General features: G+C 62.6%; 18 protein-coding genes, 1 tRNA gene and 1 pseudogene. 14 read left to right on the top strand and 6 right to left on the bottom strand.

Annotation, left to right across the window (positions count from 1 at the left end; translation table 11 throughout):
• The 8 genes from B6S01_RS04705 to B6S01_RS04665 all read left to right on the top strand — a co-directional run bounded on the left by B6S01_RS04705 (window position 1) and on the right by B6S01_RS04665 (window position 11,220).
• The gene (locus B6S01_RS04705; RefSeq protein WP_037461523.1) at window positions 1-885 is read left to right on the top strand and encodes a sugar phosphate isomerase/epimerase family protein; all 885 of its coding nucleotides are present in this window, start codon (window positions 1-3) and stop codon (window positions 883-885) included.
• Window positions 882-1,940, top strand: a complete 1,059-nt coding sequence (locus B6S01_RS04700) for a Gfo/Idh/MocA family protein (RefSeq protein WP_037461526.1) — start codon at window positions 882-884, stop codon at window positions 1,938-1,940. Before B6S01_RS04705 ends, B6S01_RS04700 begins: the two co-directional genes overlap by 4 nt.
• Complete coding sequence (locus B6S01_RS04695; RefSeq protein WP_037461531.1) at window positions 1,937-2,731, top strand: hypothetical protein; 795 nt, start codon at window positions 1,937-1,939, stop codon at window positions 2,729-2,731. The genes B6S01_RS04700 and B6S01_RS04695 overlap by 4 nt, the downstream gene beginning before the upstream one ends.
• Window positions 2,732-3,976 carry an MFS transporter gene (locus B6S01_RS04690; protein ID WP_051907908.1) on the top strand — a complete coding sequence of 415 codons (1,245 nt, stop codon included), beginning with the start codon at window positions 2,732-2,734 and terminating at the stop codon, window positions 3,974-3,976. It begins immediately after the preceding gene.
• A 94-nt stretch (window positions 3,977-4,070) separates the two neighbouring features.
• Entirely contained in the window at window positions 4,071-6,650 is a 2,580-nt protein-coding gene (locus B6S01_RS04685) for a glycoside hydrolase family 2 TIM barrel-domain containing protein (protein WP_051907910.1), read from the top strand.
• A 372-nt stretch (window positions 6,651-7,022) separates the two neighbouring features.
• A complete protein-coding gene (locus tag B6S01_RS04675; RefSeq protein ID WP_037461537.1) occupies window positions 7,023-8,705 on the top strand; it encodes an ATP-binding cassette domain-containing protein in 1,683 nt (560 codons plus the stop codon).
• A complete protein-coding gene (locus B6S01_RS04670) occupies window positions 8,702-9,766 on the top strand; it encodes an efflux RND transporter periplasmic adaptor subunit (protein ID WP_037461540.1) in 1,065 nt (354 codons plus the stop codon). The genes B6S01_RS04675 and B6S01_RS04670 overlap by 4 nt, the downstream gene beginning before the upstream one ends.
• A gap of 71 nt (window positions 9,767-9,837) precedes the next feature.
• A complete protein-coding gene (locus B6S01_RS04665) occupies window positions 9,838-11,220 on the top strand; it encodes a TolC family protein (protein WP_037462237.1) in 1,383 nt (460 codons plus the stop codon).
• Between the two features lie 178 nt (window positions 11,221-11,398).
• On the opposite strand, the gene B6S01_RS04660 is transcribed toward B6S01_RS04665, so the two are convergent.
• A tRNA-Cys gene (locus B6S01_RS04660) sits at window positions 11,399-11,472 on the bottom strand.
• A gap of 191 nt (window positions 11,473-11,663) precedes the next feature.
• Between B6S01_RS04660 and B6S01_RS04655 the strand changes: the two genes are divergently transcribed.
• The 5 genes from B6S01_RS04655 (at window position 11,664) to B6S01_RS04635 (ending at window position 18,668) form a co-directional block, all read left to right on the top strand.
• Window positions 11,664-12,296: a protein-L-isoaspartate O-methyltransferase family protein gene (locus tag B6S01_RS04655; RefSeq protein ID WP_037461542.1), complete on the top strand. Its 633-nt coding sequence runs from the start codon at window positions 11,664-11,666 to the stop codon at window positions 12,294-12,296.
• A 15-nt stretch (window positions 12,297-12,311) separates the two neighbouring features.
• On the top strand, window positions 12,312-13,778 hold the full coding sequence (locus tag B6S01_RS04650; RefSeq protein WP_037461544.1) for a TolC family outer membrane protein: 1,467 nt from the start codon (window positions 12,312-12,314) through the stop codon (window positions 13,776-13,778).
• 18 nt (window positions 13,779-13,796) lie between these two features.
• Window positions 13,797-14,282 (top strand): DUF2497 domain-containing protein, encoded by a 486-nt coding sequence (locus B6S01_RS04645; protein WP_037461546.1) that lies wholly within the window; start codon window positions 13,797-13,799, stop codon window positions 14,280-14,282.
• A 108-nt stretch (window positions 14,283-14,390) separates the two neighbouring features.
• Window positions 14,391-17,180 carry a valine--tRNA ligase gene (locus B6S01_RS04640; RefSeq protein WP_037461548.1) on the top strand — a complete coding sequence of 930 codons (2,790 nt, stop codon included), beginning with the start codon at window positions 14,391-14,393 and terminating at the stop codon, window positions 17,178-17,180.
• A gap of 36 nt (window positions 17,181-17,216) precedes the next feature.
• A complete protein-coding gene (locus B6S01_RS04635; RefSeq protein ID WP_037461551.1) occupies window positions 17,217-18,668 on the top strand; it encodes an MATE family efflux transporter in 1,452 nt (483 codons plus the stop codon).
• A gap of 5 nt (window positions 18,669-18,673) precedes the next feature.
• Here the strand turns inward: B6S01_RS04635 and B6S01_RS04630 are convergent, their stop codons facing one another.
• Window positions 18,674-20,332 (bottom strand): ATP-binding protein, encoded by a 1,659-nt coding sequence (locus B6S01_RS04630; RefSeq protein ID WP_037461554.1) that lies wholly within the window; start codon window positions 20,330-20,332, stop codon window positions 18,674-18,676.
• A 248-nt stretch (window positions 20,333-20,580) separates the two neighbouring features.
• Here B6S01_RS04630 and B6S01_RS04625 point away from each other — a divergent pair, with 248 nt between their 5' ends.
• A complete protein-coding gene (locus tag B6S01_RS04625) occupies window positions 20,581-21,648 on the top strand; it encodes an acyltransferase family protein (RefSeq protein ID WP_407695191.1) in 1,068 nt (355 codons plus the stop codon).
• A 4-nt stretch (window positions 21,649-21,652) separates the two neighbouring features.
• Here the strand turns inward: B6S01_RS04625 and B6S01_RS04620 are convergent.
• From B6S01_RS04620 to der, 4 genes and pseudogenes are all read right to left on the bottom strand, one after another.
• Window positions 21,653-22,644 (bottom strand): annotated as a pseudogene (locus B6S01_RS04620) (LLM class flavin-dependent oxidoreductase).
• A gap of 55 nt (window positions 22,645-22,699) precedes the next feature.
• The gene (locus B6S01_RS04615) at window positions 22,700-23,137 is read right to left on the bottom strand and encodes an Hpt domain-containing protein (protein ID WP_037461557.1); all 438 of its coding nucleotides are present in this window, start codon (window positions 23,135-23,137) and stop codon (window positions 22,700-22,702) included.
• A gap of 54 nt (window positions 23,138-23,191) precedes the next feature.
• On the bottom strand, window positions 23,192-23,437 hold the full coding sequence (locus B6S01_RS04610) for a sulfurtransferase TusA family protein (protein ID WP_051907912.1): 246 nt from the start codon (window positions 23,435-23,437) through the stop codon (window positions 23,192-23,194).
• Window positions 23,424-24,797 (bottom strand): ribosome biogenesis GTPase Der, encoded by a 1,374-nt coding sequence (der, locus tag B6S01_RS04605; protein ID WP_037461563.1) that lies wholly within the window; start codon window positions 24,795-24,797, stop codon window positions 23,424-23,426. The genes B6S01_RS04610 and der overlap by 14 nt, the downstream gene beginning before the upstream one ends.
• Window position 24,798: the final 1 nt, after the last annotated feature.

Below are 24,798 nucleotides of genomic sequence, written 5' to 3'. Positions count from 1 at the left end.
TTGAAGCGCCTTGCGATCAATCCGCTACCCTGGGTGTTCGGCCCCATGGGGCCCTGCGTCACCGAACAGAATCTGCGCGAAGCTCTGGCGGATCTTGCGCAAACAGGATTTCGCGCCCTTCATACCGATGTGCCCGCGGGCATGGCGGTTCCGCAGTACAAGGCGATACTGGACGAGTTCGGCTTTGCTCCGGCGCCCGGCTACTTCGCGGGCGATTTCCATCGCCCAGAGAAGCAGAGCGCAATCATCGAACAGGCCAAGGCGCATGCGGGAACGCTGGCGGCGCTCGGCGTCGATAGCACCTTCGTCGCGGGCAACATCGACATGGCGCGCTTCGCCAACCCCGCCGTGGGCGAAAATGCGTCGGCGGAACGGACGAAGCGGATGGCCGAAACACTCGGCCTCCTTGCGGATGCGGGCTTTGCGGAGGGCGTGCGCTTCGCCCTTCATCCGCATGTCGCCATGATCGTCGAGACCGAAGAGGAAACCCGCGCTGTGCTCGATATGACGGCCGGGTCCAGCCTGGGCTTTGGACCTGACACCGGTCATCTGCTCTGGGCCGGGATGGCGCCCGAACAGATCATCGCCGATTATGCTGACCGAATGGTGGGGCTGCACCTGAAAGATGTCGATCCCGCCGGGTTCCGTCAGGTGATGCGTTATGAAGATGATTATGTAACGGCGACTGGCACCCGCCATATCTGGACCGAGCCGGGCCGGGGCATCGTTAATTTCGACGCCGTGTTCGACGCGCTGCCCGCCGGTTTTGATGGCTGGTTCGTCGTCGAGGTCGATGTGCCGCACCTGCCGTCGCCATTGGAAAGCAGCCAGTCCTCCTACGACTTCCTCGCCTCTCATCCCTATTTCACCGGAGCCACGGCATGAGCGCGACCAAAGCCCTCGGCGTCGGCTTCGCAGGGGCCGGACCAGTGACGCAGGCCATTCACCTGCCGACGCTCGCTCATCTTCCGGATCTCTTCACGCCAGCCTGCGTGATGGATGTGAATGTCGATCTGGCGGCATCGGTGGCGGCCGGCGCCAGTGCGCGCCATACCGGCTCGCTGGAAACGATGCTTGCCGATCCGGCGGTCGATGTCGTCGCCATATGCAGCCCTCAGCAGTTCCATGCCGCGCAGGCGATCGCCGCGATGCGCGCGGGTAAAAAGGCCGTGCTGTGCGAAAAGCCGCTAGCCAACAGCGCGGAGGAAGCGCGGGCGATTGCGGATGTTTCAGCGGAGACGGGTATCCCCGTGATCGTTGGCGCGATGCATGTGTTCGACCCGGCATGGAGGGCGGTGCAGGAGACGCTTGGCGATTTCCCTGCGCGGGTACGCAGCATCCGGTCCAGCATCGTGCTGCCGCTCAACGACCGGTTCGAGAACTGGGCGACTGAAGTCACCGGCCGTCCCGAGATGGCCTTCTCCATGCCCGGCGAGATGACGCCGGAGGTGATCCGCCAGATGTTCCACAGCCTTATCCTGGGGCTGGCGGTCCATGACCTCCCGCTCGTCCGCGGCCTTCTGCCGGACTGGCGCGATCTGGAGATATGGTCGGCACGTCAACTTGCGCCGTTTGGCTATCTGATCGCTGGCCAGGCAGGCGGCCGCGCGGTGCAGCTCGCAGGAACGATGCACCTCCATGGCGAAGCCTATTGGGACCTGGAGGCGGTGACCGATGCGCAGGTGCTGCGCATTCGGTTCACGCCGTCCTATGTGCATGGCGGGTCCGCGGTGGCGACGATCACCGATGCATCCGGCGCGATCCGGCAGATCGGCCCATTTGATCGCAACGGCTATGTTGATGAATGGCGCGCGCTTCACGCCGCCGCCCATGGAGACAGGCGTGCGGCGCCAACGCTCGACACGGTCGCTGAGGATTTCGACTTCGCGATCGACGTCGCCAACAAGGCAAGCGCAACCGCTATCGGAGAGCTGTCATGACCGTGCCATTGACGATCGCCGCCGAAGCGCCTGGTCTGCAGCAACGGCTGAGCAAAACGCTTGCCACTTTGCCGGTCTCCTTCCGCATGCAAACGGAGGAGGCTTCCCCCACGGCGATGCTGATCGCCGGGGAAGGGGACTGGCCGACACGTGGGGTGGCGGCGATCGATGCGGGGGCCCGCGCCGTCATAATCGCCGACCCGGGCATGACCGATGCGAACGCTGTTCTGGCGCTTGCCGACCGCGCGGAACAGGCAGGAGCGGTCGTCGAATTGGCGGAGCGCTATGCTGGCGATCCGTCGCTGCTGCGCCACCGTGCCGATCTGATCGAGCACCTGGCGGCGACCTCGACAATCCTGATCAGCCAGATAAGCGACTTCGCCACGCCCGCGCACGCTGCGCTGGAGATGGTGCGCACGCTGCGCGCGCTGGGCCAGCCGCTCATCCTCACCCATCTCTGGCGGACCCCCCATGCCGTCATGGTGCGCGGCAGGGCGCGTGAGAAGCTGTTCGAAGGCATCGCCACGGCTGGGAGCGCGGGCACCGGCCAGCGGATCGATGCGCTTGGCTTCGGCCGCACGCTGCGTCTGGCGCTCAGGGGCGACGGATCGGCGGTTCCGTCGGACTTGCGCCTCGCTAACGCCAAGGGCGAAAGAAAGCTGGCGCAAGTGTTCGAAAGCGTGGATCGCGCCGCCTGGCAGCGCGTGCTGACGGCGATCCGAAGCGGCCGGGCAGACGGCAGTGCGTTGCGGGAGTTTGCAGATGACCTCCTGATGATCGAAGCGCTCTGAATGGCGAGCGGGGCGGCGGCGCGCGCGAGCGGCGCCTTCATTGCGGCCTATTGGATCGCCCAATGCGGCAACTGGCTGGGGCTTATCACCCCCGTCACGCTGACCATTGCTATGCGGGTGGCGGAGATCGCGGACCCTGCCCGCAAGATGAACCAGCTTGGTCTGGTGCTTGGCATCGGTGCGCTCGCGTCGATCATCGCCACGCCAATCTGGGGCCATATCTCCGATCGCACGCAATCCCGCATCGGTCGGCGCAAGCTGTGGATGATCGTGGGCGTCGCAGGCGGCGGCGCGGGTCTGCTGCTGATGAGCGCCACGCGCGACATCGCCCTGTTCGGCGTCGGATGGGTGATCGCGCAGATCGGTTTCAACGCAAACCAGGCGGCCCTTAACGCTCTGCTGCCCGATCATGTCCCCGAAGCGCAGCAGGGCCGCGTGGCTGGCCTGCTGGGTCTCACCGGCGTCGTCGGCGTCGTGGCGGGCACATTTGTCACCCAGTTCACAGCGGGCAATCCCTACCTCCTGTTCATGGCGCCATGGTTGGGCACGGTCCTCAGCCTGGCGATACTCCTACCGATGTTCAGGGACGATCGCGCGCCCGACACGCCCAGTGCGCCTGGCGGGCTTGGGGCGTTTCTCGTCTCTTTCAGCGTCAGCCCGCGCCAACATCCCGATTTTTACTGGGCATGGGTCAGCCGGTTCCTCGTCATCATGGGCATGGCCTATCTTCAGGTCTACGCCGTCTATTTTCTGTCCGACCGGCTGAAGGAGCCGATGTCGGAGGTTCCCCGCCTGATGTTCCTCAATGGCAGCATCGGTGCGGCGATCATCATCGTGGTGTCACCGATCGCCGGATGGCTTTCGGACCGGATGCAGCGCCGCAAGCCCTTCGTTTTCGTCGCCGCGATCATCAGCGCCATCGGCCTTGTGCTGATCGGTCTGGCGCAGACCTTCACCCACTTCCTGATCGGATCGGCTATCGCGGGCGTCGGCATGAGCGTTTATTACGCGGTCGATCTCGCGCTGGTCGCGGCCGTGCTGCCCGATCCCGAAAACGGCGCAAAGGACATGGGCATCTTCCAGATCGCCAATACTTTGCCGCAGTCGTTGGCTCCGGTCATTGCGCCTGCCTTTCTGGCGATCGGCGCGGTACAGGGCGGCAATTATCCAGCGGTTTTCATTGCCGCATCGGTATTTGCACTCGTTGGCGCTCTGGCGATTGCGCCGATCAAGAAGGTCGCTTGAAAAAGACGATTGCGAAAGTCTGGTAAATCAGACGGCTTCGTTCTAATAAACCGGGCGATCGCTTGCGTTTTCGCACGCAATGAAAGGAAGAGGAATGACCGCGAGCGCAGACCTGCTTTTCTCACGCCGCACCCTGTTGCGGGTTTCCGCCGCAGCAGGTGCAATGGGCACGGCCTTCCCCTCCATCGCCGCGCCTGTGCTGTCCCGGCCCGAAAGGTTGCAGGCTGATCTCCGCGGTCAGGCATTTGACGCCGGCTGGCGCTTTTTCAAAGGCAATGGCAGGGGGCTGGCCGCCCGATCGTTCGACGATGCCGGCTGGCGTATCCTCGATCTGCCACACGACTGGAGTATCGAGGATTTGCCGGGCAGCGATCCAGCGCTGAACGGCGTCATCCGAGACGCCGATACAGCGCCCTTCTGGCAAAAGCCTGCAAGGTCGCCGCGCCTGATCGGACCGTTCGACGCACGACTGAACGACAACCAGGCCTATGCGCATAGCGCCAGCGGCGCTCCGACCGCCTTCACTGTCGGAGGCATTGGCTGGTATCGCAAGCATTTCAATCTGCCCCCGCTCGCGCCCGATGCGCATGTCGAGCTTGAATTCGATGGCGTCTACATGAACGCGCAGGTCTGGCTGAATGGCAAGCTCGTGGCTGAGCATCCCCATGGCTACTCCGCCTTCGTCGTCGATCTCACGCCGCATCTTGATCCGTCCGGGCAGAATGTGCTTGCAGTGCGGGTGGCGAATATCGGCCGCAACAGCCGTTGGTATTCGGGTTCCGGCATCTACCGACATGTCCGGTTGAACATCCTGCGCGCGGTCCGCTTCGAACAATGGGGTTTGACCGTCACGACGCCGGTGATCACGGCGGATGCCGCGACCGTCCAAGTCGTCGCGCGCACCGCCAATGCCACGCCGCAGAGCACGATGACAACCCGTATCCGCGACGCGGCTGGCAAGGTCGTTGCGGAAGGCAGTGGTCCGGTTGATGCTCCTGCCCAGCTTCGGGTTGACCGACCCCACCTCTGGTCGCCCGAGAGCCCAGCCTTGTACGAAGTCGAATGCCTGCTGATCGTGGGAGGCAGGACTGTCGATCGGATGACCGCTCCACTGGGCATCCGAACGATCGAGATCGACGCCGTCAAGGGACTGCGGATCAACGGCAAGCCCCACAAGCTGCGCGGAGGGTGCGTCCACCATGATAACGGCCTGCTTGGTGCGGTCGCCATAGACCGCGCCGAAGAGCGCAAGGTCGAACTTCTGAAGGCAAGAGGGTTCAATGCGGTGCGATCATCGCACAATCCGTCTTCTCCCGCTTTCCTCGCCGCCTGTGACAGGCTCGGAATGCTCGTGATGGAGGAAGCCTTCGATATGTGGCGGGTTGCCAAAAACCCGGATGATTACAGCCTCTATTTCGACGGCTGGTGGAGGCAGGACCTGACCGCCATGGTGCGGAGCAGCGCCAACCATCCCAGTATATTCATGTGGAGCATCGGCAACGAAATCCCGGAGCGGGGCGACCCGGACGGCGTGAGCACAGCCAAGATACTGGCCGAAGAAACCCGTCGCCTCGATCCGACCCGACCCGTGACACAGGCTGTCCCCGGAAGCGCGGGGCCAGAGGTCACCGGCCCCGACGGCAGGCCGGATCAGGCGGCGTTTCAATATCTCGACGTGGCGGGCTATAATTACAAATTCTCATCCTATGAGCGCGACCATGCCAAATTTCCGGACAGGGTGATGGTTGGTACGGAAAGCTTTCCCCAAGACGTCGACAAGGTCTGGCGGCTGACCGAGAAATCGCCTTACCTGATCGGCGACTTCGTCTGGACGGCGATGGATTATCTGGGCGAGGCAGGCATCGGGCGTACGGGACTGACCGGCGACAGGCTGGGCGAAGCGGAATATCCCTGGTTCGGCGCGGGTTGCGGCGACATCGACCTGATTGGCCAGCAACGGCCGCAGTCGCTGGCGCGCGATGTCGTCTGGGGCCTCAGCCCGTTGGAGATTGCGGTCCAGCGGCCCCTTCCCGAAGGCAAGAAGGAAGCGCCGTTCCTTTGGGGATGGCGCGATGAACTGCAAAGTTGGACCTGGCCCGGCGCCGAAGGCAAGACCCTTTCGGTCGCGGTTTTCTCTCGTGCCGAAAGGTTCACAATCGAACTGAATGGTCGCACTGTAGCCGATCAGCTCGTCGAGGCGAACAAGGGCGCGATTACGCGGGTGGATGTGCCCTATGAACCAGGAACGCTGCAGGTCACTGCTTATGCAGCTGGCAGGCAGATTGGCCGCCGCAAGTTGGAGACGGTCAGCCAACCGGTCGCGCTTCGCCTGAAGGCCGATCGCAAGCGGATCACCGCCGACCGGAACGAGTTGGCCTATGTGACGATCGAGATTCTGGACAAGGCCGGAAGGCTGGCGCCCGATGCTGTCCATGTCATTCGGGCCAGCATATCCGGCCCGGCCGAGCTGGTGGCTTTCGGCAATGCCAATCCGCGGGGGGTGGCGAGTTTTCGCCAGCCTGTCGCGAAAACCTGGCATGGTTGCGCATTGGCGGTGCTCCGACCAACGGGTGAGACAGGCGTTGTCACGATCAGCATCGAAGGAGAGGGCCTGACGAAGGGGCAGGCGGCGCTGATGGTTGGCGCGGTCGGACAGCGGAAGACGCGAGGCTGACGTCGGGCGGCGCCTCAAGCTGCTCACCCGCGACAAGTAGAGCCCGCTGCGAAATGAGCGCCGACTGGCCGGCACGCTCGGGCATCGCTCGCTTCGGCGCAAGAGATCCGACCGGGAGTGGCTGCCGGAAGCGAACGCCGGATCGTGGAACATTCGCCATTCCGAGCGGTAGCGTTAATGGCCTTGTTCTGCTGCGCGATCAGGCGAAGCGTGTGCGACCGCAAGGTCAGCGCTCCAATCATCATTTGATAGCCGTCGATGGCATAATTCATTACCCACATGTAAATAAATGCTGCAAAGCAGCATTGACGCCTTGTCGATGGCAAGGCCCTTTTCGTAAACGCGGCTCGCAACGAATATCGAGGTCGGAAATTGGCTGAAGAGCAGTTCGGTCTGCGGCATGCTGCCGCCTGGGTCGGCGAGATAGTTGGCCCTGACAAGGGCTACGTCCATGTCGGCATCGTGTACACGCTGGCCATTACGCTCCTTTCGCTGGCGACGCCGATCTCCGTCCAGCTGCTCATTAATTCGGTAGCTCGGACGGCACTTGTCGCCCCGCTTTGGATATTGTCGGGCGTGTTGCTGGTGCTGCTGCTTCTCGTAGCGTGCCTGAGCGCTTTGCGCCTCTACCTGATGACCATGTTCGAGCGTCGTCTGTTCGCGCGGGTGGTGGCCGAAGTCACGGTAAGGGCAGTTCACGCGCAGAACCCGTTTTTCGCGGATGAGAGCCGGGGCAGTCTGTTCAACCGCTATTTCGACATGGTCGTCGTCCAGAAATCAGTGCCTAGCCTGGTCATCGGCGCATTCACCATCATTCTTCAGGCCGCGGTGGGATTGGTGGTCACAAGTTTTTACCACCCCTTCTTTCTCGCGTTCAACATCGTTCTCGTGGTCACATGCCTTCTGATCTGGATGCTGTGGCGTCATGGCGCGATCACCGGTGCGGTCGGCGTATCACATGCCAAGCATGAGGCCGCGCATTGGCTGGAGAGCGTCGGCGCTTCCAACGGTTTCTACAAATCGGCACGTCATTTGAACTTCGCCATGGACCGCTCGGAGGAAGTGACGGCGAACTACATCCGGGCGCACCGTCGCTATTTTCGATACAGTTTCGCACAGGCGCTTGCCTATTTCCTGGTCTATGCGTTCGCCGCAGCGGCCTTGCTGGCGCTTGGCGGGCACCTCATTCTGGCAGGAGAGCTGTCGATCGGGCAACTCGTCGCCGCCGAACTCATATTGTCGGGCGTGTTCTACGGCATTGCCCAGCTGGGCTGGTATCTCGACACATTCTATGATCTCGTCGCCAGTTCAGAAGAGCTGTCGCAGGTTTTCGCGATCCCGCAGGAGCCGGTGGATCTGAACGGTCAGGCGCCCCCTGACGGCTCGGTCCGATTCCGCAACGTGGAACTCGCCGGCTCGCGCTTCGACTTCGCGATCGACAGCGGAGAGCAAGCCGTTATTTTGGCCGGACCAGGCGTCGAGAACCAGATCGCGCTGCTGCTCAAGCGCCACGTAAATCCCGATAGAGGGCTGCTGACGATCGGCGGCAGCGACCTTGGCAGCTTCGACATGTACCTGCTGCGATCCGCAGTGGTTGTGCTCAACCGGCCCACCATTGTTGACGTCACCATCCGCGAATATCTGAACATGGCGGCTGGAGGTAATGCGGACAGCGCCATCACCATGAAGGTGCTGGACATTGTCGGCCTTGCGACGCGCATTGCGAGCCTGCCGAAAGGCCTTGATACGCAGCTTGCAAGTTCGGGATCGCCGCTTTCCATTGTCGAGGTCATGCAGCTCAAAGTCGCATCCGCGCTGATAGGCCGCCCAAAGGTGCTGTTCCTGTCCCAGCTCTACGACATGATGCCCGCCGCGCCTCTCCAAGCGACGCTCAATATGCTTCGTGAACAGGGCACGACCGTTCTGCTGTTCACCGCACGGCCCGAAGCGCTGAATCTGGACTGCTGTTTTTGGCTTGGCGCGCGGGAACAGCATCGCTTTGCGGATGAAGCGGCGCTGTCGCAGGTCCTTGCTGCGAGGGAGGCTCAGTCGTGACGATCAACGCGACCCAACTGGCGCATTTCCGTTCCCTTACCGGGCTCAACCCGCCACGCGTCGTTATAGTGGTGGCTTGGCTGATCGTGGTGGGGCTGTGTCTTGCCGTCGCGATCCTCTTCGTACCCTGGCGGCAGACCGCGCAGGGTGGCGGCCAAGTGATTTCTCTCGATCCAGACGACCGGCCGCAGCAGGTGTCGTCATTCGTGGACGGTCGGGTGGAGCGATTCTTCGTTCAGGACGGCCAACTAGTGAAAGCGGGCGATCCGATCGTGAAAGTGGTCGATGTGGACCCCAACTTTCTTGAGCGGCTCGCTGCCGAAAAGGCAGAAGTGCAAGCGCAGATCGCCGCAATCGAGCAAGCCCGCGCAGTCGCGTCAATCGATGTCGGGCGCACCTCCCAGCTTTTCGCCGAGGGCCTGGCCGCTCGGCGCGATTACGAGCAGACTCAGATCAAGGTCGCCGACGCCAACGCCAAGCTCGCCGAAGCGCGGGCCAAGCTCCAGCAGATCGAGGTGCGACAGAAGCGGCAATCGGCGCAGGTCGTCACCGCGCCGCGTGACGGGCGTATACAGAACCTCAACGCAGCGGCTGGTGGCGCCCTGATTTCCGCAGGCACGATGCTTGCGACCATCGCGCCCGAACAGATCGAACGCGCGGTGGAATTGTTCGTTGACGGACGTGACATTCCGCTTGTCGACCGGGGACGCCCGGTGCGCTTGGAGTTCGAGGGCTTCCCCGCGTTTCAGTTCAGTGGATGGCCCGCCTTTGCTGTCGGTATTTACGACGGCCAGGTTCGCTCTGTCGATCCGACGCCGCGCGCCGACGGACTGTTCCGCGTACTGGTGGAGCCAATGCCCGGAAAGCCGGCCTGGCCCGAGCGCCGCTTCGTGCGTCAGGGCGGCAAGGCGCTGGGTTGGATCCAGGGCGACAACGTCACGGTCGGCTACGAACTGTGGCGGCAACTCAATGATTTCCCATTGAACTTCGGGCAGGATCAGGTCGCGCAGAAAACGGAGGACAAAGCCGACAAAAGCTCGATCGAAAAGAAGAAAAAGTGAAGATGCGGATCGTGATCGGCCTGACCTGGCTGCTGGCTGCTGACCTGTTCCCGGCGGCACAGGCGCAGGATATGCGCGCACCATCGGCGAACGCGAGCGCCGCTCCGCTGACGCTGCAGGAGGTGCTGCAATCGTCGGCCCGGTCCGCGCCTGACATCATCGCGGCGCTGGCGCGCAACCGGCAGGCCGAGGCGCGCGCGCTGACGGCGCAGGGTGCGTTCGACACCGTGTTTGCCGTAGAGGGCCGCAGCCGCGTGCTGGGCTATTACGACGGCTCGGAAATCGCGGGCAAGGCCGAGCAGCCGCTCAGCGGCAATGGCGGCTATCTTTATGGGCAATACCGGGCATCGCGCGGCGATTTCCCGGTCTATGAGGACAAGTCCTATACGAACCGCCTGGGTGAGTTGAAGGTCGGCGCGCTCTATTCGCTGATGCGCGACCGGTTGATCGATGCGCGGCGTTCGGAGTTCCGGCTGGCCGCCAACGACATCGACATCGCCCGGTTCGAAACCAAAGCCACGAGCATAGGGGTTCAGGCGCGCGCGGTGGATGCGTATCAGAAATGGGTCGCTGCCGGACTGAAACTCAAGGCGTATGAGGCGCTGCTGGGGCTGGCCAGGGGGCGTACCAACGGCATCGAGCGTCAGGTGCAGCTTGGCGCCAAACCCGATATCCTCCTGACCGAGAACGAAGCGAACCTCGTAAGGCGGCAGGCGTTCGTCGTAGAGGCGCGGCAGGATTTTCGGGCCGCAGCCGTCAAGCTGTCCCTTTATTATCGCGGTGCCGATGGCACGCCAATCATCGTCGACGAAGCGCGACTGCCCACCGATGCTACGGCACTGGACGGGATCAGGACGGACCCTGCTTTCAATCTGGAAGGCCGCCCCGATTTCGCGATCATGCTTGAGGAAATCGACAAGGCGACTGTCAAGCTGGCCCTTGCCCGCAACGACCTGTTGCCCCGAATCGACTTCGGAGGAGAGGTAGCCAAGGACATCGGGCCGACGGGTATCGGTGGGCGAAGCCGGACGCCTCTCGAGATGATCGTCGGCGTCACCTTCAAGATCCCGCTCCAGAACCGCAAAGCCAAAGGCAAGCTGGCCGAAACGCAGGCGAAGATCGACGAACTGACGGTAAAGCAGCAGTTTCTGGCCGAAAAGATCCGGGCCGAAGTCGCTGCGATCGGCCTGGAGGTCGAAACCGCGGGCCAGCTGGTCGCAACGACAGAAAGGGAACGTGTGCTGGCGCAGCGTCTGGCCGTAGCCGAACGGCGTCGTTTCGAACTTGGATCAAGCGACTTCTTCCTGGTCAACCAGCGCGAGGAAAGCGCGACCAATGCCGAGGTAAAGCTGATAGAAGCGCAGGCCCGTATCGCCGCAGCGAAAGCTGAATTAGCCGCTGCGACAGCCGATGAGGATGCGCTTGGCCTGACCCAAGTTGCGGAATCGGAGTGATCGCCCATGTCGCAGTAGGCTGCGGTGGGGCGTTCCGATCGGCAGCTTTTGCCGCTCGCAGACGTCCACGCGCCTGGGGCTGTACGGCATGAGTTGGTCGGTTCCGGTAGATGCCCCGACCTTTTCAGAACCAGCAGCAATGCGTGCGGACGTTCTTGGACGTCTCTGGAAGCAGAAATGGAGGCCCGAGCCGGAATCGAACCGGCGTGCAAGGATTTGCAGTCCTCTGCGTAACCACTCCGCCATCGGGCCATGCGCATGTGGGACGCCGCAAATGTGAGGCTTTTGTTCCAAAGTCAAGCGCGACCATGGCGCATCGCTTCAAGATTCTCGTTCATCGGTAAGGAAAGCCGCTTGGCGTTGCTGGTCGCGTGATCTAGAGGTCCGGTATCGTTAGCGCTGTATTGTCTTCCCAATACAGTTGTGCCAATCGAGGAAGTGTCGTGACCGATCAGAATTTTTCATCGATGCGGACCGCAATGGTCGAAAGCCAGCTTCGTACCAGCGATGTCGATGACCAGCGCGTGATCGCCGCAATGGCGCACGTGCCGCGCGAGGATTTCGTGCCGGTCGCGCGCCGGGCGATGGCCTATGTCGATCGCCCGATCCCGCTGGAAAACGGGCGTGCGCTCAATCCGCCGCTGGTGACCGGGCGCCTGCTGAAAGAAGCACAGGTTGAAGAAGGCGATCGGGTCCTGCTGATCGGCGCGGCGACCGGCTACAGCGCCGCTCTTCTGGCGGAACTGGGCGCGAAGGTCACCGCCGTTGAGGTTGGCGATGGGCCGCAGGTGCTGGGCGCTGGCGTTACCGTTGTGCGCGGCCCGCTCGCCAAGGGCGCTGCTGATAATGCGCCCTACGATTTGCTGTTCATTGATGGAGCCGTGGAGGAAGTGCCCGCCGCACTCGTTCAGCAACTTGTCGATGGCGCGCGCGTCGTAACGGGTATTGTTGAGCGCGGCGTCACGCGGCTGTGCAGCGGGCGGGTGGTGTCGGGCGTGCTTGGCCTTGCCAGTCTGGCGGATTTGGAGATGGTTGTTCTGCCCGGTTTTTCTGCGCCGGAGCGTTTCGTTTTTTAACAGGCCGGGGGAGTCATGACAGCAAAGCAGGTGTTCTTTCGGCACTCCGCCGCCACGGTTTTGCTGTTGCTCAACGCTGGGACCGTGCGCGCCGAAACGCTCCAGGGCGCGCTGGCCAGAGCCTATCTGTCCAATCCCACGCTGACGGGCACGCGCGCGCAGCAGCGGGCGACCGATGAAAATGTGCCGATCCGCAAGGCGGACGGGCGTCCCGACATTTCCACCACCGCCGAGTTCCAGGAACTGCTGGTAAAGCCAGCGCGCGCTTTCCTGGCGCCCAGCCGGTCGCTCACCGGCACTGCCAGCGTCAACGTGCCCATATATCAGGGCGGCGCCGTTCGTAACGGCGTAAAGGCGGCCAAGGTCCGGGTGGAAGCCGGTCAGGCCAATCTCCGCGGCACGGAAGCATCGATTTTTTCTCAGGTCGTCGCCGCCTATATGGATGTGATCCGTGACAGCGCGGTGGTGTCGCTCAATCAGGCGAATGTCAGCGCGCTCGGCGTCAATCTTCAGGCGACCAACGACCGTTTCGAGGTCGGTGATCTCACCCGGACCGACGTGGCCCAGTCCGAATCGCGCCTGGCGCTTGCGCGGTCGGATTTGCAGACGGCGCAGGCCAACCTGATCGCGAGCCGCGAAAATTACATCGCGCTGGTGGGCAGCGCCCCGGATGATCTGGAGCCGCCGCCGCCGCTGCCGGGCCTTCCCGCCACGCCGGAAACGGCGGTACAGGTCGCGCTGGCCGACAATCCTGACATTATTTCCGCCCGCAAGCTGCGCGAAGCGGCGCGTCATGATGTGAAGGTGGCGAAGGCAGGCGTGTTGCCCACATTGTCCGGTTTCGCCCAGGGCAGCTATACCCATTTTCTGGGTTCACTGAACGAGCCCGGCAACTCCGACCCGTCGCAGACCAACAAACAGGTCGTTGCAGGCGCGACTTTACGCCTTCCGCTTTATCAGGGCGGACGCCCGGCCGCGCAGGTGCGGCAGAATCAGGCGCTTGAATCCCAGGCGATCGAGCAGGAAATCGAAGTGGAGCGCGGGGTCATCTCCCAGACGCGGTCTGCATACGCAAGCTGGCAGGCATCCTTGCAAAGCATCGAGTCGAACCAGAAAGCGGTGGAGGCGGCCAACCTTTCGCTGGAAGGGGTGCGTGCGGAAAATTCGGTGGGCAGCCGGACGATTCTGGACATATTGAATGCGGAGCAGGAAGCGCTCAACGCCAAGGTCCAGTTGGTTTCCGCGCGGCGCAATGCCTATGTGGCGGGATTCAGCCTGTTAGCGGCAATGGGTCATGCCGAGGCGGACGATCTTAGCCTGGAAACGGGCGCCCTCTATAACCCCATGGTTAATTATGAGCGGGTCAAGGGCAAGTGGTTCGATTGGGATTTCGACCCCGCACCTGGACCTCAGGCGACGCGAACCGTTGACACGCCTGCACAAAATGCCAATGTGCCTGCTGGGTTGGCTCAACAACCTTAAGGTTAACAGGGGCAATTCATGGGCGACATGAGCAAGGAACCCTCGATGGAGGACATCCTCTCGTCCATCAAACGCATTATTGCGGAGGAAGGCGAGGAGGCTGCGCAGTCTGTGTCGCGTCGCGGCAAGTCCGATGCTGCGTCCAAACAGGGCTCAAAATCCGCCGATCCTGCCGATCCTGTTATCGATGAAGTGTTGGAACTGACCGACGAGGTTGGAGCGGAGGAAGTGATGCCTGCCCATAAGACATCCCGCGCGCCGCTGTCCGAAGCGGTGGCGGAGGACGCATCGATCCTGTCCGTCGAAAGCGAAGTCGCCGCGCGTCATTCCCTGTCGGCCCTGTCCTCCATGCTGGTGACGCCCAAGGATGGAGAGGACAACACGCTGGATGGCCTGGTCCGCTCGATGCTGAAGCCAATGCTCAAGGAATGGCTGGATGCTCGTCTGCCGGCGCTGGTCGAGGACATGGTGGCGAGGGAGATCGCGCGGATCACCAGCCGCTAAACCGTCTTAAACGAGCGGCCTGCGCTTTGATGCGGGATTGGGCCGTCCGCCAGCCCAAGCGGTAAAAGCGCTGGAATGGTCGGGGAAGGGGCATTAAGGCGCCTTCCCATGACCGAACTGCCCAAAACATTTGACCCCGCCGAAATCGAATCCCGCTGGTACGCCCATTGGGAAAGCAAGGGCCTGTTCCGGCCCGAGCGTCCTGAGGCCGAGCCGTTCACCATTGTCAACCCGCCGCCAAATGTGACGGGCAGCCTGCATATCGGCCATGCGCTCGACAATACGCTGCAGGACATAGTGATCCGCTATGAGCGCCTGCGCGGCAAGGACGCATTGTGGGTCGTGGGCACCGACCATGCCGGGATCGCGACGCAAATGGTCGTCGAACGGCAACTCAACGCAGCCGGGCAGAAGCGCACCGATTTCACGCGCGATGATTTCGTCGCGAAGGTGTGGGAATGGAAGGCGGAAAGCGGCGGCGCGATCACGCGCCAGCTGCGTCGTCTGGGCTGCTCGATGGACTGGGCCAATGAGCGCTTTACGATGGACGAAGGCTTTTCAAAGGCCGTCCTGAAGGTCTTTGTCGAGTTGCACAAACGCGGCCTGCTGTACCGCGACAAGCGGCTGGTGAATTGGGACCCGCATTTCCGCTCGGCCATCTCGGACCTTGAGGTCGAGACGAAGGAAGTGAAGGGAGGCTTCTGGCATTTCCGCTACCCTCTGGCCGATGGCGTGAAGCTGGCGAGCGGCGCGGACCATATTGTCGTCGCGACCACGCGGCCCGAGACGATGCTGGCGGATATGGCTGTTGCCGTTCATCCCGAAGACCCGCGCTACAAGGACGTCATCGGCAAGGACATCCTCCAGCCGATTACGGGCCGCCGGTTCAAGGTCGTCGCCGATGAATATGCCGACCCGGAACTGGGTTCGGGCGCGGTCAAGATTACGCCGGGGCATGACTTCAACGATTTCGAGGTGGGCAAGCGCGCGGGGTTCAAGGCCGCCGACATGCTCAACATGTTCGACGCCGACGCCAATGTCATCCAGACCGCCGACGGGCTGATCCCCGAGCGCTTCCTGGGCCTGCATCGGTTCAAGCGTGACGGCGTCGATGGCGCGCGTGAGCTGGTGGTGGCCGAGATGAAGACGCTGGGCATGCTGGTGCCGCATGTCAGCAAGACGAAGGATGGCGAGGAAGTCGAGGCCGATGCCGAGCCGCGCACCATCCAGACGCCCTTTGGCGACCGTTCGGGCGTGGTCATCGAACCCTGGCTGACCGACCAATGGTATGTCGATGCGGAAAAGCTGGCCGTCGCGCCCATGCAGGCGGTGCGTGACGGGCGGATCGAGATTGTTCCCAAGACCTGGGAAAAGACATTCTTCAACTGGATGGAGAATATCCAGCCCTGGTGCGTGTCGCGGCAGCTGTGGTGGGGGCATCAAATACCGGCGTGGTATGACGAGGATGGCAATCCCTATGTCGCGGAAAGCGAACAGGAAGCGCAGGCGCTCGCCGGTAACAGGAAGCTCACCCGCGATTCCGACGTACTCGACACCTGGTTCTCCTCCGCGCTTTGGCCCTTCGGCACGCTGGGCTGGCCGGAAGAAGAAGCCGCCGTTGGCCCTGGGCTTGTCGAAGGGCAGCACGCCTCTTTGAACGGTAGGGACGGGGCTTCGACAAGCTCAACCCAAACGGGTCGCAGTTTATTACAGCGTCATTATCCCAACGACCTGCTGATTTCCGGGTTCGACATCCTGTTCTTCTGGGATGCGCGCATGGCGATGCAGGGGATGGAGTTCATGGGCGATGTGCCCTGGCGCAAGCTCTACCTGCACGGGCTGGTGCGCGCGGCGGACGGGCAGAAAATGTCCAAGTCCAAGGGCAATGTCGTCGATCCGCTCGGTCTGATCGACAAGTTCGGCGCGGATGCGCTGCGCTTCTTCATGTCTGCCATGGAAAGCCAGGGCCGCGATGTGAAGATGGATGAGAAGCGCGTCGAGGGATATCGCAACTTCGCGACCAAGCTGTGGAACGCGGCGCGCTTTTTACAGTCGAACGGCGTTACCGCCTCAACCGCCCATGAAGCGCCCCATGCCGAAGCTCCGGCAAACCGCTGGATCATTGCCGAAACGGTCGCGACCGTGCAGGCGATCGACACCGCCATGGCCGAACTGCGTTTCGACGCGGCGGCCAATGCCATCTATCACTTCGTCTGGGACCAGTTTTGCGACTGGTATATCGAACTGACGAAGGGTTCGATGGATGAGGAAACCCGGGCCGTCGCGGGCTGGGCATTCGACCAGATCCTGGTGATGCTGCATCCCTTCATGCCGTTCATTACCGAAGAGTTATGGAACCTGACCGGCACGCGCAAAAACGAGCTGATCGTAGCCCGCTGGCCGCAGGCGCTTTACGCGGTGGATAGCGAGGCGCAGGCCGAGATCGACTGGTTGATCCGGTTGATCAGCGCGATGCGGACGGCGCGCACCGAACTTAACGTGCCGCCGGGCGCCAAGCTCGCCGTGGTGGTGCACGACGCGTCAGAAGAGACGCGCCGCCGGATAGATCGCCAGGGCGGGGCGCTCGCACGCATCGGACGGGTTGAAAGCCTTTCCTTCGGCGATGCGGTCGAAGGGGGAGCGGCGCAGGTGGTTGTCGATGAAGCGACATTCATCCTGCCGCTGGAAGGCGTTATCGATATTGCCGCGGAGAAGGCGCGGCTCGCCAAGGCGCTCGCCAGCGCGGAGAAGGAGCGCGACTCCCTGTCCGGTCGCCTGTCCAATGCCAGTTTCGTGGAAAAGGCGAAGCCCGAAGCGGTCGCCAAGGCGCGCGACGACCATGCTGAAAAAGCCGCAGAGGCGGAAAGGCTGAAGGCTGCGCTGGATCGGCTCGCCTGATCGGCTACTGTGCGCCGAAACGGGAGTGGCAAAAGAATGGCGGTTGAAAAGCGCGGTGCGAAAGACCTGACCCAAGGACCTATTGCATCGACTTTGCTGCTGTTCGCCATCCCCACGCTGGCGTCCAACGTGCTTCAGTCGCTGAACGGGTCGATCAACGCCATTTGGGTCGGCCGCTTCCTGGGTCCGCAGGCGCTGGCCGCCACCGCGAACGCGAACATCACGATGTTCCTGATGTTCTCCATCGTCTTTGGTTTTGGCATGGCGTCGACCGTGATGATCGCGCAAGCGGCGGGTCGGGGCGTCATGGACGCCGCCCGCCAGGCATTCGGCAGCGCCATAGGGTTCTGCGCGCTATTGGGCGTAGTCGTTGCGACTGCCGGATGGTTTGGCGCTCCGGCCATGCTGCGCCTGCTTGCGACCCCGGCCGAAGCCTATGATCTGGCGCTCACCTATTTGCGCGTCATCTTCATCGCCATGCCGGCCACGCTGGTTAGTGTCACGATGATGATGGGCCTGCGCGGGACCGGTGATGCGCGGACGCCGTTGATCTTCATGCTCGTTAGCGTGGGCGTCGATCTGGTGCTCAATCCGGTTCTGATTTTGGGATTGGGACCCATACCGGCGATGGGCATTGGCGGATCTGCGGCGGCTACGGCGGCGGCAGGCGTTGTCAGTTTGATCGGCCTGATCATCTACATCCATGTCAAGGATCTGCCGCTGCGGCTGCGCGGGCGCGAGTTGCGCTATCTCCGCCCGGCCCGCCACCAGTTGCGCGTCTTGTTTGGCAAGGGTCTGCCGATGGGCCTGCAGATGATCGTGATGTCGGCCACGGGTTTGGTGATGATCGGCCTCGTCAATCGGGAAGGTTTTCTCGTCACGGCCGCCTATGGCGCTGCGCAGCAGATCTGGACCTATTTGCAGATGCCGGCCATGTCCATGGGTGCAGCGGTCAGCGCCATGGCGGCGCAGAATATCGGCGCAGGCCGGTGGGACAGGATCAGCCGGATCACCGGCTATGGCCTGGGCTATTTGCTGCTGGTTACCGGCGCGATGATCGGCGTGATCCTGTTGTTTCATGCTCCGCTGCTGTCGCTCTTTCTCGGCAGCAACCAGCCCGCGATCGACGCTGCCTGGCACATGCAATTGCTGGCGAGCTGGAGCTTCATGCTCTTTGGCTTCACCATGATCCTGTTCGGGGCGATGCGCGCCAACGGCGTCGTGGTGAAGCCGCTGCTCATCCTGATCTTCACTTTGCTTGGCGTGCGGCTGGCCTTCTATCATTTCGGCTACCCTTATCTGGGTTCCGATGCGCTATGGTTGAGCTTCCCCGTGAGTTCCGGGTCATCATTGCTGCTCGCTGGCCTCGTCTATCTGCATGGCGGTTGGCGCAAGGCGAAGCTGCTCACCCCCGTTCATGAGGAAGAGTGCCGCGAGACCATCAGTGCGGAAAGCGAGCCCGCAGGGCGGCTGGCGCCTGCGGGCTGACGGGTTCAGCGTCCTTGGCTGCGCCAGCGGGTGATGGTGCGGTCGAGAATGTCGGCTTCGCCGCCTGATTGGCGCCAGAGTTCGGTGAAGCTGGGGTCGCCCGAAGCAGGGCGGCGTTCTTCCTCAAGATTGTCCAGCGCCACGCGGATCGGCACGGCGACGCCTTCACCGCAGATTATAGCCTCGCGATTGCGCAGCGCCGGAATGGAATCCAGGAAGCCGCGCGCGCCTTCGGGCATTGCGGCCTTCACAAATGCCTGGTCGCGATCGTTGTTGAGGCGCATGGAAATGATGGTGCCGCATTGCGACAGCACGCCTTCGGCCAGGTCGGACGGGCGCTGGGTTATGAGGCCCAGCGATACGCCGTATTTGCGGCCTTCCTTTGCAATCCGCTCCAGAATGCGGCGCACGGCCTGACCTGAGCCGGATGTCGTGCTAGGGATGTATCGATGGGCCTCCTCGCAAACCAGGAGGATTGGCCTCTGCTGCTCGTCGCGCGCCCAGATAGCATAGTCGAACACCAGTCGCGACAGCACCGACACGACTACGGACGTAATATCCGATGGCATGGCTGACACGTCGATGATGGAGATCGGCTTCCCGCCAGAAGGCAGGCGGAAAATCTTCGCCAGAAATTCCTGCATCGTGTCGGCGACAAGCATGCCGGAAAACATGAAGCTGTAGCGCGGATCGGCCTTGATCTCGTCGATCTTGGTCTTGAGCCGCATATAGGGAAGGGCGCCGGTCCCCTTGTCGAGCTTCCCCATTTCATTCTGCAGGATGTTGGTGAGGTCGGACAGCAGATAGGGGATCGGCGAATCGACTGTCAGCCGGCCAATGCTCTCTGCCAGCCGGTTCTTTTGGCGAGCGGCGAGCAGGCACTTGGCCAGGATGTCACAATCTACTGTGCGATCGGAACCCTGGGAGGTGACGAACACCTCGCAATGTTCCTCAAAGTTCATCAACCAATAGGGAAGGGCGAGATTGCCCACGTCGAACACCGCGCCATTTTGCGTGAACGCGGCCCCATATTCGCCATGGGGATCGATCATCACGATATGGCCTTCGGGCGACAGATCGCAGATGCGGTGGAGAATGAGCGCTGCGCTTGTCGATTTGCCGGTGCCGGTCGAACCCAGCAGCGCGAAATGCTTGCCCAGCATGGAATCGACATAGAGAGCGGCGCGGGTGTCAGCAGTGGGGTAGACCGTGCCGATCTGCACATGGGGCCTGTCATCCGCCGCATAGATCTGCTGCATGTCGGTGCTTGAGACCGGAAAGATTTCGGTGCCGGGCGCTGGATAGCGCGTCACGCCGCGGCGGAAGCGGTAGATGCGGCCGGTAAGTTTTTCCTCGTCGCCCTCACCCAGGAAATCGATGTCCGCGATAATTACGCCCTTTTCCTGGCGGTCCAGCGCCAGCGAGCGCACGCTGGCGATCAGCCAGCTGTTGCCGACGCGCATCTTCACCTGGCTGCCAACCTGTCCTGCCATGGCGATGCAGGGATCGGCATCATGCGCCAGTGCGGCGATGCAGGCAGCGTCGATCAGCACTTTGGAACTGGAACCGGCTATCTGGAACACGTCGCCTATAGCCGCCGCCGAATTCGGCTGCGCATAGGCAGGGGCATGAGTAAATTCGGCAACTCCCGGCATGTGGCTCATACGCCCCTCTCGATCCATAGTCGGCGCACTGCCGGACTTCCCACTGGTTTAACTGCGGAGAGGTAAAGAATTGGCTATCAAGCCCCGATCGTGCCGCGACAACAGGGCGTTCTTGCCCTGAATATCCGTCCTGCCTCATCATCGCCACCTCCCGCCGCTGGAAATGACGCCTGCTCTGGCGGGAATCGTTTGCCATCCGTATCGGCGACGGCTGGTTGGATGATCAGGATGTTCGCTTGCCACAGACAATGACGGCCGACGCAACGCGGCGATCCGACGCGATCGCCATAGCGCGCGTTATCTGCATATTGGGCGTCGTTTACGTCCATGCCTGGACCGGCCTGAACGGCCATGATCTGGAAATCGTCCGTGGCACGCCGCAGGAAAATCTGCGCTGGTTGTTGATGGAAATTTTCGGCCGCAGTGCGGTGCCTCTGCTGGGCGTTATATCGGGCTGGCTGGTGGGCGGGTCGTTGCGGACGCACAACTGGTTCAGCCATGTGCTGCGCAAGGCGCGGACGATCCTGTTGCCGATGGTGCTGTGGAACGGTCTGGGCATCCTGCTGGTCTCTGGCGCAGCGTGGTGGCTTGGCCTGTCGGCGCCCGTGCCGGTTTCGGCCGACTGGCTGTTCCAGGAATTGTTCATCGTCAGCCGCAATCCCGACATCAACGTGCAGATGCCGTTCCTTCGCGACCTGTTCCTGTGCATGGTCGCAGCGCCGCTGCTCGTCCGCCTGCCAGCGTCGATGCTTTGGGCTGTTGCTGGCGCTGCGGCCCTGTCGCAACTGATGGGGTGGGGCGCGCCTGTGTTGATGCGGCCTGCGATCCTGTTCTTCTTCGTGATCGGCATGATGGCGCGGCGGACGGGGTTGGCTGAACGGGCGGCAAGCCTTGGCTGGATGGCGGCGGTCCTGCCATTCCTGCTGCTCATGAGCGTACAGCTGCATTTTGCCCTGAAGGCGACGGCGGGGGTGCCGATCGAAATCGGCCTGCTGGACCTTGCTGTACGCGTCGCCGCCGCCCTGTGTTTCTGGCGCTTGTCATGGGCGCTGGCGGGCAGTCCGGTGCGCGCGGTGCTGCTGCGGATCGAGCCTTACGCCTTTTTCCTGTTCTGCTCCCACCTCATCCTGATCTGGCTTGGCGGCCCGGTGTTGGGCGCGCTGTTCGGCAAGCTCGGATCGCCCCTTTATCCCGCCTATCTGTTGATCCAGCCACTGCTCGTGCTGGTCGCGGTGCTGATACTGGGATCTATGCTCAGCCGGGCCTGGCCGTCCATGGCGAAGGTGTTGAGTGGGGGGCGCTTGATAGAGGGCTGACCGTCTATCCGGCGACGGCTTTGGCAGCGGCCATGGCGATCTCCATACTGCGCTTGCGGGCGTCGAAATCGTAAACCTGCCCGCCGATGATCAGTTCATCGACACCGGTTCGATCGATGAAGGCTGCCATGTCACGTTCCACTTCCGCCTGGCTGCCGATGCTGGTGGCGCTCAGCACATCGGACAGCATTGCCTGCGCGCCGGGGGGCAGGCTCTCAAAATAGCCCGGAACAGGCGGTTGCAGCTTGCCCGGTTGTCCTGTCCGCAGGCGAACAAACGCCTGTTGCATGGAAGTGGCGAGCAGGCGCGCTTCGTCGGCTGTGTCTGCAGCGAACACATTATATCCAGCCATCACATAGGGACGATCAAGTTGAGCCGATGGACGGAAATCGCGGCGATAGATGGCAATGGCGTCCTCCAGAGCGCCCGGCGCGAAATGCGATGCGAAGGCATAGGGCAGGCCCAATGCCGCAGCGAGTTGCGCGCCATAGAGGCTGGACCCCAGGATCCATAGGGGCACTGTTTCGCCAGCCCCCGGCGTCGCCTGGAATCCGAGCCGCGAATCGCCGGCGAAATAGGCCTGAAGTTCCATGACATCGCGGGGAAACTCATCAGGCCCGCCCGCCAGCGTCCGCCGCATCGCCTGAGCGACGCGTTGATCGGATCCCGGCGCCCGGCCCAGCCCCAGATCCACTCTGCCGGGAAACAGGGCGGCCAGCGTTCCGAACTGCTCAGCGATCAGCAGCGGCGCGTGATTGGGCAGCATGATCCCCCGGCTCCGATACGGATGGTCGATGTCGCGTGACCGACATGCGCCAACACTACGGAAGTCGCGGCCGATGCGATGCCGGGCATTCCATGATGCTCCGCCACCCAATAGCGGTGAAAGCCGAGCTGTTCGGCATGGGCGGCAAAAACGGCCGCATTGGCCAGCGCTTCGCGGACGCTTTTTCCCTCAACAACGGGGACAAGGTCCAGAACGGAAAAACGGATCATCCGCCGCATATGGGGGGATGATCCGTTTTATTTCAATACTTGATCTGGCTGTTGATCAGATTGCCCGGCCGAAGCCCTGAGGCGCATCGCTGCGACGGCCGAACGTAGCCGGGCGCCGCGCGACCAGCGGATTGGAATCGCGGTCGAGCAGGGACATCGTCTCGGTAAAGCAGGGACGCAGGCCGACGACCACCTCGATCAGTTCGTCCGGGCCTTCGCGTGTTTCCACGCAGCGCCGGGCCACCATTTCGATCCGTTCGGCCATGCTGCTGAGGCGATGCGCGCCGAATTGCGCCGATTCGCCCTTCAGAGTGTGAGCCGGGGTCACGAGCGCCACCGCGCTGCGTTCGCGCATCGCCTGCTCGATCGCACCGATAGCCTTGTCGCCATCCTCGCGGAAATAGCCAAGAATCCTTAGAAACGCGCTGCCGAGTTCCGATCTGGATTTGGCTAGATCGGCCTGGTTGACCAGTTCTGCCTCTTGATATGACACCCTGCGACACTCCTTGTTTCGGCTTCACAATAGAAGCGGAGCGTAAACAGCAGGTTAAGCCGCCGGGTCTGGGGCAGGCTGACCTTGGCAACTGCGCATCAGTTCAAAGCGATGTGTCGTGGTCGCGATGAATTGCCAGCCATGCTGCCGGGTCAGCGCCTCAAGCTCACGTGCGGCATTGGGGTCGTCGGTTTCGACTGTCACCGCGTGGGCAGCCCGCATCGCGCGCGCGGCGCGCAAGGCGGGCCAGGGGCATTTCATACCCCTGGCATCGACATGGACGGGATCATTTGGTGGCATAGGGATTTTTGGCGCTGCGCAGGGTCAGTCGCACGGGCACCGCCCCGAAACCCAGTTCCTTGCGGATGCCGTTGACGAGGTAACGACGATAGCTTTCGGGTAACTCGTCCAGCCGGGTGCCGAACAGCACGAAGGTAGGCGGTCGGGTCTTGTTCTGCGTGATGTAGCGCAGCTTGATCCGCTTGCCGCCGGGAGCGGGCGGTGGATTGGCTTCCAGCGCGCGTTCGAACCAGCGATTGAGGATGCCGGTGGAAACGCGCTGCGACCAGGCGGTTCGGGTTTCGAACGCAACACGGATAAGGTCGTCCAGGCCTTTGCCGGTCGCGCCCGATACGGTCATGATCGGAACGCCGCGTATCTGGGCCAAGCCATCGGAAAGCGCCTGCTTGATGCCCTGATAGAGGGCCGAGCCATGCTCTACCGTATCCCATTTGTTGAGCGCCACGACCAGTGCGCGCCCTTCCTCCAGCACCTTGTCGGCGATGCGCAGGTCCTGCGCCTCCAGGCCACGGGTGGAATCGAGCAGGAGGACGACCACTTCGGCGAAGTTCACAGCGTTCAAGCCATCGGAAACGGCGAGCTTTTCCAGCTTGTCCTGCACCTTGGCGCGTTTGCGCATGCCCGCTGTGTCGATCAGGCGGACGGGGCGTTCTTCGCCGTCCGGGCTCGTCCATTTCCAATCTACCGCGATGCTGTCGCGGGTGATGCCTGCTTCGGGGCCGGTGAGCAGGCGATTTTCGCCGAGCAGTCGATTGATGAGGGTCGATTTTCCCGCGTTCGGGCGTCCCACGATCGCGAGCTTCAGCGGGGCGGCCTCCAGATCGGCCTCGCTGGGCTCGACCTCCTCCGCCTCTTCCTCTTCCTCGCGGTCGATATGGGGAAGGAGCGCCTGGAACAGATCGGCCATGCCCTGCCCATGTTCGGCCGAAAGGGGGACGGGTTCGCCAAGGCCCAGGCTGAACGCCTCCATTACGCCATCGCCGCCCTGCCGTCCTTCCGCCTTGTTGGCGACCAGCACAACCGGGAGATCGCCTTCGCGTAGCCAGCGGGCGATTTCTTCATCGAGCGGGGTGACGCCCGCGCGCGCATCCATCAGGAACAGGGCGACGTCGGCGCTTTCGACCGCTGCCTGCGTCTGCATGCGCATGCGGCCGGGCAGGGTCTGGGGATCTTCATCCTCATAGCCCGCGGTGTCGATGACGGTGAAATCGACGCCCAGCAGGTTCGCCTGCCCCTCACGCCGGTCGCGCGTGACGCCGGGCTGGTCATCGACCAGCGCCAGCTTCTTGCCGACAAGCCGGTTGAACAGGGTGGACTTGCCCACATTGGGCCGCCCTACAATAGCAACTGTGGGCAGCATG

This window comes from Sphingobium herbicidovorans, from assembly GCF_002080435.1.
Classification (GTDB): Bacteria; Pseudomonadota; Alphaproteobacteria; order Sphingomonadales; family Sphingomonadaceae; genus Sphingobium; species Sphingobium herbicidovorans.
Note: the sequence above shows the minus strand (reverse complement) of the source record. Positions and strands in the feature narration are given on the sequence as shown.